The sequence below is a fragment of the Actinomadura sp. HBU206391 genome, assembly GCF_014323665.1.
Lineage (GTDB): Bacteria > Actinomycetota > Actinomycetes > Streptosporangiales > Streptosporangiaceae > Actinomadura_C.
Genome location: NZ_JABVEB010000242.1, coordinates 1 through 7,924, shown reverse-complemented (window position 1 = coordinate 7,924; position 7,924 = coordinate 1). Strand labels below are relative to the sequence as shown.

Below are 7,924 nucleotides of genomic sequence, written 5' to 3'. Positions count from 1 at the left end.
CATCACCGAAGGCATCCTGGCGGCGGCAGGCTTCACCGAAGTCAGCTTCACCGACACGAACGAGCCCGTCTACTACGGCCCGGACAGCGCCACCGCCTTCGATAACGTGCTCCGCCTATGGGACAAAGACCTCCTTGCCGACCTCGACGCCGCGACTGCCGAGCAAGCACGCACGCGGCTACGCGCCACCCTGGCCGCCCACAACACCGATGATGGCGTGTACTTCGACTCGCGTGCCTGGATCATCACAGCCCGCCGTCACTAACTTGACCTTGGCCGGATCACGCCAGTTCAAGACCGGCACTGCCCGGTGCAGCCGCCCTCCCGCGGCGGTGACCGCCTGTCTTCGCGGACACCAGACCCACTACCGCCGCGCCTGCCCCGGACCGGAGGGCGGACCGGTCTGATCGGGCAGCATCGGCCGCGACCGACCGTCAAGGACGTCGAGGCAGGCATCGGTCGCAATCCGGTACAGCCATGCGCGGAGCGAAGAACGCCCCGCAACATTCCGGCCTCTCCACGCCCGTCACCCAGGAGGCGGTTGGGTGGGCGGTGGCGCCAAGGACGCGGATCCGGCGCGTGTGGTGGAGCATCGGCCTGGGAGCGCAGGAAGCCGGCCCACGTGCTGGACGCGTGTTCGGGCGCCGGGTCGATACCGGCGTCCTTGAGGATCCCCCACACGATGGAGGCGGCCACGTTCACACCCAGCACCAGCAGTTCGCCTGCCTTTTGCTGGTACGCCCTGACACGGTGTTGCGCCGGCACCGGGACCTGATCTCACGTCGGCACGCTGCCCCATGGACGCGCCGGTACCCCCAACCGGGGTTCTCCCGGACCAGGCGCAGAACCAGAACGCTGATAGAACGTACGGTCCGAGGCCCGCCCGGACGCTTAGGCCGAGACCGGAACCGGCGCAACGCCTCCGGTGCCGAGCGGTGCAGCAGCGCCGCCAAGAAGGCCCGGTCAGGCGCGGCGAACCGCACCTTATTCCCGTGCAACTGGCGTTCCAGCACCGCGATCTGATGACGCAGGGCCAAGATCTCGGTTTCCTTGTCCCGATCGCTCGCCGGCAGAAGGCGCAGGACCGCGAACGTGTTCGTCACCGTCAAGTAAGCCAGTCGCAACAGCACCGCCGGTCATCATGGCGCGGTGACCGCCTTCCCCATGGGCCACTCCCACACGATCGACCAGAACCACCACACCCGGCGTCCAGCCAGTCACCGGCCCGCATGGTTCTCACCTGCTCGGATGGCATTTCCGGCAAGCGCAGCGTCTCCCGGGGGATACCGAAGGACCGTTCGACCTCAAGTGAAACCGCCCGCTCGAACTCGCGCTTCAGCCAGGCGATAAGCCCGGTATGACGCAGGGCACTGCACTAAAGTTGCCAACGTTCAGCCGCCCAAGGCGGCCTACTCCCCCACATTTCGTCCTCTTGAAGGAGCGTTCATGAAGTTAATTCATCTACGCCGCGCGGTGCTCGGAGGGGCCCTGGCCGCCGCGCTCGCGTTGTCCGCCGCCTGCACCGGTGGAGACGCCAAGAAGTCCGCCAACGGGCTCGAGAAGACCGACCTCAACGTCGCCGTGATGCCCATCATGGAGGGTGCCGCGATCCAGATCGGCATCACCAAGGGGTACTTCAAAGCAGAAGGCCTCAACGTCAAACTCCAGGTGGTGACCGGTGGCGCCGAGGCCCTGCCCAAGCTCAAGGGCGGCAGCCTCGACATCAGCCAGGGCGGCCACGTGGTCTGGCTCCGGGCGGCGGACTCGGGCGTGCTGAAGCCGAAAATCGTCGCTGAGGCGTCGTCCATGACGAAGAACCTCACCGCCATCCTCGTTGCGAAGAACTCCGCGATCCGGAGCCCCAAGGACCTGGCCGGCAAGAAGATCGGCACCAACGCCAAGGGCGACCAGATCAGCCTGCTCGTCCGCGCCGCGCTCGAGCCCTACGGCGTCCAGATCGACGAGGACAAGGACCTCGTGCTCGCCCCCTTCCCCAACCAGGAGCAGCTGCTGAAGACCGGGAAGGTCGACGCGGTAGTCGTGCCCGAGCCGTTCGTCACCCAGCTGCAGCAGTCCATCGGCGCGCTGTTGCTGACCGACTTCTCGACCGGCCCGACCAAGGACTTCCCGATCACGGGCTACGGCGCGACCGAGGAGTTCGTCCAGAAGAACCCCAAGACGGTCGCCGCCTTCCAGCGCGCCATCGTCAAGGCGCAGGCCGACGCGGCCGACCGCGCCGTCCTGCAGGAGGTCGTGCCCAAGTACACGAAGATCCCGGCCCAGGTCGTGAGCGTCGTCAACCTGAACGGTTTCCCGACCTCCACCAGCGCCACCCGGATCCAGCGGGTCGTCGACGTCATGAAGCAGTTCGGCTACCTGAAGACCGAGATCGACGTCAACTCCATGGTCATGCAGAACGGATGAGACGCGTTCACATTGTCCGCGGCGCGGCCGGGGTGGCGGGAGCGTTCGGAGTCGCCGAGCTGGTCTCAAGGACCGGGCTCGTCGACCCCGACTCGCTGCCACCCGCCTCGGTCGTGCTGTGGCGTGCCACGGAACTGGTGGTGGACACCGACTTCCTCACCAACGTGGCCAACACTCTGAAAGCCTGGCTCGGCGGCCTGCTGCTCGCGACCGCCGTTGCCGTGACCGCCGGATTCGCGCTCAGCTCCACCCCCTGGCTGAGCCGGGCCACCCGCATCGTGGTCGAGTTCATGCGCCCGATCCCCTCGGTCGCGCTGATCCCCCTCGCCCTCGTCACCTTCGGCTCGGCGACCCAGTCGAAGATGTCACTCGTGTTCTATGCGGCGAGCTGGCCGATCCTCATCAACACGCTGTACGCCTTGCGCGATGTGGACCCGCTGGCCAAGGAAACACTGCGCAGCTTCGGCTTCGGCAAGGGCGCCGTGCTGCTGCGGGTCAGCCTGCCCAGCGCCGCGCCGTTCGTCGCCACCGGGGTCCGGATCGCGGCGTCGGTCGGCCTGGTCGTGGTCATCAGCACGGAGCTCGTCGTGGGCGGAGGCGAGGGCGTCGGCGGATATCTGATGGAGACGCAGTCGGGCGGCGGACGCCCTGACCTGATGCTCGCCGGCGCGGTGTGGGCCGGGATGCTCGGCCTGCTCATCAACATGGCGCTGGTCGCGCTGGAGCGGCGGGCCTTCCGCTGGCACATGGTGCGGACGGCGGCGACGGCATGAGCGAGCGGGGGAACACGACATGAGCGTCCTCACCAGCGAACGGCCGAGCGGGGAGCACCACGGTGCGCCCGTCGGGAGGGCCCGCCGCGGCGCTCCCGCGCTCGGCCTCGCGATCCTGACCGGTGGCGCGGCCCGCCTGTGGCTGGTCGCGCTGCTGGCCGCCGGCTGGGAGATCGGCACCCGGGTCGCCAAGGACCCCTTCTTCCCTCCACCGTCCACGATCATGCGGGCCCTGCACGAGATCTGGTTCTCCGGACCCGTCACGCAGCTGTTCCTGACCGACAAGGCGATCGACGACTTCCGCCCGAGCTTCATCAACCTGTTCGGCGGCTGGGCCCTCGCCGCCGTCGGCGGCGTCGTGCTCGGCATCGTGATCGGGCGCTCGCAGGCGGTCGGCGACGTTCTCGACCCGCTGCTGCAGTTCGGCCGCTCCATCCCGCCGCCGACCCTGATCCCGTTCTTCATCGTCGTCTTCGACCTGGGCACCCCGATGCAGGTCGCGACGATCGCGTTCGGCGTGGTCTGGCCGGTGCTGCTCAACACCATCGAGGGGGTGCGCACGGTCGACTCCCTGCAGCTCCAGACGGCCCAGGTGTTCGGCATCACCGGGGCGCAGCGGCTGCGCCGGATCATCCTGCCGGCCTCCGCCCCGAAGATATTCGCCGGGCTGCGGGTGAGCCTCGGCTTCGCCCTGATCCTCATGGTGATCTCCGAGCTCATCGGGAGCACGACCGGTATCGGTGCTCATCTGATCAACTCGCAGCAGAGCCTGGAGATGCCGGAGATGTGGGCCGGCATCGCGGCACTCGGCATCCTCGGATGCCTGTTCAACGCGGTCTTCGTGCTGGTGGAACGCCGTTTTCTGGCCTGGCACCACGGTGCCCGGCGACTCGATTCGTGATGGTGGTTTGAGTGCTCGAAGTAGAGAACCTGACCCATGCCTACGGCGACGCTCCGCCCGTCGTCGCCGGCGTCGACCTGCAGGTCAAGCACGGCGAACTGGTCAGCATCGTCGGTCCCTCCGGCTGCGGGAAGTCCACGCTGCTCCGCTGCATAGCGGGGCTCCAGACGCCCACTGGCGGCCGGGTCCTGCTCGATGGCAAGGCCGTGGACAGGGTGCCGGACAACCTGGCCGTCGTCTTCCAGGACTACAGCCGTTCGCTGTTCCCCTGGATGTCGGTCCGCGACAACGTCGCGTTGCCGCTGCGCCGCCGCGGTCTCGGCCGGGCGGAGCGCCGCGACTCCGCCCTCAAGGCGCTCGAGTCCGTCGGCCTCGCCGACGCCGGGTCGAAGTACCCGTGGCAGCTGTCCGGCGGCATGCAGCAGCGCGTCGCCATCGCGCGGGCGCTGGCCTACCGCCCAGAGTTCCTGATCATGGACGAGCCCTTCGGCTCCGTTGACGCCCAGACCCGCGAGGATCTGGAGGATCTGCTGCTGCGCGTGCGTGGGGACTCGGGCATGACGATCCTGCTCGTCACCCACGACATCGACGAGAGCGTCTATGTCGGCGACCGGGTCGTCGTGCTGAGCCGCTCCCCCGGACGTGTCCGTGCCGACCTGCCCGTCGGGCTGCCGTCGGCGCGCGACCAGATCAGTACACGCGAGCTGCCCGAGTTCGTGCATCTACGCGCCGAGGTCGGACGGCTGGTCCGCGGTAACGACGCGCCGGCCGACCCGCGGCCATGACGGTCGCGCACCTCAGTCACACCGAACCGGCCGGAGGTGCCGTTCCGTCATGCGGGTGTTGATCGTAGGCGCCGGGATCGGCGGCCTCACCACGGCCCTCAGCCTGCACGCCGCCGGTATCGACGTCGACGTGGTCGACTCCGCCCGGGAGCTGCGCCCGCTCGGAGTCGGCATCAACCTGCTGCCGCACGCCACCCGGGAACTGACCGACCTGGGCCTGGCCGACGCCGTCGCCGGCACCGCGCTCTCCGCGGAGTCCTTCGTGCACTTCGACCGGCACGGTAACCGGGTGTGGGGCGAGTCGCGCGGGCTGGCCCTCGGCTATAGCTGGCCGCAGTACGCAGTCCACCGCGGCGAGCTGCAGATGCTGCTGCTCGCCGCGGTACGGGAGCGGCTCGGCGCCGACGCCGTGCGCACCGGCGCCGCCTTCGTCGACTTCGCGGACGGCCCTGACCAGGTCACCGCCCGGCTGCGCGACCAGGCGACCGGCGCGGAGTTCACCATCGCGGCCGACGCCCTCGTCGGCGCGGACGGGCTGCACTCGGCGGTGCGCCGGCGACTGCATCCGGGTGAGGGCGCCCCGCTGTGGAACGGCGTCCGCATGTGGCGTGGTGTCACGGAGGCCGATCCGTTCCTCGACGGCCGCACAGTGGCGATCATCGGTACCAGGTTCGTCGCCAAGCTGGTCGTCTACCCCATCTCCCGCGAGGCCGACGACCGGGGCCGGGCCCTGCTCAACTGGCTCGGCGAGGTGCAACTGCCCGCCGACGAGTTGACCGAGGCGCCCGACTGGAACCGCGAGGGCCGGGTCGAGGACGTGCTTCCGCACTTCGCCGACTGGAGGATCGGCTGGCTGGACGTCCCCGGACTGATCAGTGGCGCCCGGCAGATCCTGGAGTACCCGATGGTCGACCGCGACCCGCTGCCGTTCTGGAGCCGCGGCCGGGTCACCCTGCTGGGCGACGCGGCGCATCCCATGTATCCGTTCGGTTCCAACGGCGGATCGCAGGCGATCCTCGACGCGCGGGCACTCGCCTACGAGCTCGCTCGCGCGGGATCGGCCACCGCCGGCCTGGCCGCCTACGAGGTCGTACGGCGCGAACCGGTGAACGCCATCGTGCTGGCCAACCGCAGCGACCGGAGCGACGTGATCATGGGCGAGGTGGCCCGGCGGGCCCCGGACGGGTTCGACCGCACCGACGAGGTGCTCTCCGCGGACGAGATCGCCCGCCTGGCCGGCGGATACCGCTCCATCTCGCACACCGACGAGCTGACCGCCGGCTCACCGTGGACGCTGCCGCCGCGCCGCGGTCACTTGGCGTCGGCGTAGCAGTCCACCGCGGCGATCTCCATTGGAAACACCACCTGGGTACGGCCGAACAGCAGCCGCCCGGCCTCGGCCGCGGCGGCCCGGATCGCCTCGGCGACCTCGTCGGCCAGCTCCTTCCGCGCGTGCACGATCACCTCGTCGTGCTGGAAGAACACCAGGTGCGGGACGTCCCGCCGGTCGTCTTTCTGGACGAGCCCGTCGAGCCGGCCGCGCAGGAGCGCCATCAGCGCGAGCGCCCAGTCGGCTGCGCTGGCCTGGACGACGAAGTTGCGGGTGAAGCGGCCACGGCTGCGCAGGGCCGCGCCGGCCCGCGTCTCGTCCTGCCCGGCGAAGCCGTCCGAGGTCAGGTCCCGCCAGGCGGCCGACGGCGGCGGGCAGGTTCGGCCCAGCCGCGACCGGACGAGCCGCCCGGCCTCGCCCGCGCGGGCCGCCGCCTCAACGTAGCCGAAGGCGTCGGGGAAACGGTTGCGGAGCACCGCGAGCAGCTGGACCGCCTCACCGGTGCCGCCCCCGTACATCGCGGAGAGCAACGCGATCTTGGCCTTGTCACGCGCGTCGTCGCCCGTGCCGAAGGCGTCGGACAGTGCCGCGTAGAGGTCTCCCTTCGCCGCCGCCGCGGCGAAGGCGCGGTCGCCCGCGAGGGCGGCGAGAACCCGGGGTTCGAGCTGGGCGGCATCGGCGACGACCAGGGTCCAGCCGGGGTCGGCCACCACCGCCCGCCGCAGTACCCGCGGGATCTGCAGGGCGCCGCCGCCCCGGGTGGCCCACCGGCCGGAGGGGACCCCGCCGACGACGTACTCCGGGCGGAAGCGTCCCTGCCGCACCCAGGAGTCGAGCCAGGACCATCCGTGCGCGGTGTGGAGCCGCGCGAGCTCCTTGTACTCCAGTAGCAGCGGAACGGCGGGGTGGTCGACCCGGCGCAGCACGTGGGAACGGGTCGATGGCACGATCACGCCCTCGGCCGCGAACGCCTTCACCAACTGGGCCGGGGAGTCGGGGTTCACCGGTCGCCGGCCGCCGAACTCCTGTGCGATCCGGTCGGCGAGCTCCTGCAGCCGGCGCGGCCGCAGGCCGGGGCCGGGACGAGGTCCGAGCAGCTCGGTGAGCAGGGCGTCATGCCGCGTGGCCGACCATGGCAGCCCCTCGTGGGTCATCTCGGCGGCGATCAGGCCTCCGGCCGACTCGGCGGCGGCCAGCAGCCCGAGCCGCTCGGGATGCTCGGTGGCCGCGATCCTGCGCCGCTGGTCGGCGTGCACCGCGATGAGCGCCGCCATCTCGTCGGCGGTGTCCTCGGCGCCGCCGAACAGTGTGGGCTGGCCGCCGTCGGCCGGCGCCGCGTCGCCGGGCACCGGCTCACCGCGCAACCGGGCCAATGCCGCCCGCACCGATCGCGGCTGCCCATAGCGGCCCTCGTGGGACAGCACGAGCGCCTCGACGAGCTCGAGGTCGTGACAACGGGCGACGCGCACCCCGGCCGCGAGCAACCGCGGGTAGATCCGGCCGGTGGCCGACCACACCCATCGCGGCGAGTCGGCTCGCTCGCGGGCGCCGATCGCGCGGACCAGGTCGTCGACCCGTTCCTCCGGACCGGCCGGGGTGCCGTCCTCGGCCAGCGGGCGGAGCACCCCTCCACCGTCCAGCGTCGTCCCGGCCGCGATCCGCACGGTGCTCATTCTCGCGCGGGCCACCGCGGGCCGCGGCATCGCCTGCC

General features: G+C 70.7%; 6 protein-coding genes and 1 pseudogene. 6 read left to right on the top strand and 1 reads right to left on the bottom strand.

Going from position 1 to position 7,924, the window contains the following annotated elements:
- The 6 genes and pseudogenes from HKK72_RS32675 to HKK72_RS32650 form a co-directional block, all read left to right on the top strand.
- Window positions 1–265, top strand: a pseudogene (locus HKK72_RS32675) (SAM-dependent methyltransferase); the annotation flags it as partial.
- A 1,181-nt stretch (window positions 266–1,446) separates the two neighbouring features.
- A complete protein-coding gene (locus HKK72_RS32670; protein WP_187238290.1) occupies window positions 1,447–2,424 on the top strand; it encodes an ABC transporter substrate-binding protein in 978 nt (325 codons plus the stop codon).
- The gene (locus HKK72_RS32665) at window positions 2,421–3,197 is read left to right on the top strand and encodes an ABC transporter permease (protein WP_187238289.1); all 777 of its coding nucleotides are present in this window, start codon (window positions 2,421–2,423) and stop codon (window positions 3,195–3,197) included. The genes HKK72_RS32670 and HKK72_RS32665 overlap by 4 nt, the downstream gene beginning before the upstream one ends.
- Window positions 3,198–3,216: 19 nt before the next feature.
- Complete coding sequence (locus HKK72_RS32660; protein WP_187238288.1) at window positions 3,217–4,098, top strand: ABC transporter permease; 882 nt, start codon at window positions 3,217–3,219, stop codon at window positions 4,096–4,098.
- Between the two features lie 11 nt (window positions 4,099–4,109).
- A complete protein-coding gene (locus tag HKK72_RS32655) occupies window positions 4,110–4,883 on the top strand; it encodes an ABC transporter ATP-binding protein (protein ID WP_187238287.1) in 774 nt (257 codons plus the stop codon).
- Window positions 4,884–4,932: 49 nt separating this feature from the next.
- The gene (locus tag HKK72_RS32650; protein ID WP_187238286.1) at window positions 4,933–6,213 is read left to right on the top strand and encodes a flavin-dependent oxidoreductase; all 1,281 of its coding nucleotides are present in this window, start codon (window positions 4,933–4,935) and stop codon (window positions 6,211–6,213) included.
- Here the strand turns inward: HKK72_RS32650 and HKK72_RS32645 are convergent.
- Window positions 6,195–7,916, bottom strand: a complete 1,722-nt coding sequence (locus HKK72_RS32645) for a bifunctional 3'-5' exonuclease/DNA polymerase (protein WP_187238291.1) — start codon at window positions 7,914–7,916, stop codon at window positions 6,195–6,197. The genes HKK72_RS32650 and HKK72_RS32645 overlap by 19 nt on opposite strands.
- Window positions 7,917–7,924 lie beyond the last annotated feature (8 nt).